Origin of the sequence: Gilliamella sp. Choc5-1, from assembly GCF_001690595.1 — a bacterium.
Lineage (GTDB): Bacteria > Pseudomonadota > Gammaproteobacteria > Enterobacterales > Orbaceae > Gilliamella > Gilliamella apicola_M.
In genome coordinates this window covers 1-813 of the sequence record NZ_LZHH01000012.1, presented here as the reverse complement: position 1 = coordinate 813, position 813 = coordinate 1, and the positions used below count along the sequence as shown (strand labels likewise).

2 protein-coding genes are annotated in these 813 nt (G+C 35.3%); one reads left to right on the top strand and one right to left on the bottom strand.

All coding sequences use genetic code 11. The annotated features are described in order from the left end of the window. On the bottom strand, nt 1-177 hold a 177-nt coding region (locus tag A9G35_RS00895; RefSeq protein WP_141673720.1), incomplete at its 3' end, for a transposase. Nucleotides 178-271: 94 nt separating this feature from the next. Here A9G35_RS00895 and A9G35_RS00890 point away from each other — a divergent pair. Continuing rightward, nucleotides 272-813: DDE-type integrase/transposase/recombinase (locus A9G35_RS00890; RefSeq protein WP_141673719.1), on the top strand; the 542-nt coding region annotated here is incomplete at its 3' end.

Below are 813 nucleotides of genomic sequence, written 5' to 3'. Positions count from 1 at the left end.
TTTTGTTTTAAATGAGCCACTTTGGCTTGATTGCGTTATCCAACGGTCCAATGCTGATGGCGTCAAATCATATTCTGCAACGATTTCACTACGTGATTTACCATGTTGATAAAGACTGACCATTTGGTGTTTAAAATCATCTGTGAATGTTCGTCTTTTGCGTTTAATCTTATTCATATTTGTTCCTTTTTTAGTTGTGATAAGTTTACCTTACCCCTTAAAAAAGTTGTATGAATTAGTGTAGCCGATCCATGCTTATTATCAGTGTAAATTGAATAGACAAAAATCAGTAGGGCTTTATGCCAATAAAATCGTGACGCTATTTAATCAGAGCTATCAGTCTTATGGTACAAGACGAATTCGTTTTGATTTACAAAAAGAGAATATTTGGGTGTCACGCCGTTACATTGCTCGGGTGATGAAAGCCTTATTGCTGGTATCAAAATACACCGTTAAACGTTATCAATCTCACAATACAGAAGTGAATGAAACCGCCACAGAAAATCACCTGCAACGACAATTTGATGTAGGTGATAAAAAACAAATTGTTGTTGCGGATTTAACCTATATTCAAGTTAAGCAACGTTGGAACTATTTATGTGTTTTAGTGAACTTATCCGATAGGCAGATTGTCGGTTACCATGTTGGCCAACATAAAACAGCAGAGCTTGTTATGTCGGCATTAAGCCAAATTAAAATGCCATTATCGAAATTAGATTTATTTCATTCAGACCGCGGTAAAGAGTTTGATAATCGGTTATTAGCGGATTGTTTTAAGACATTTAATATCACGCATTCATTAAGCAAGAAAGG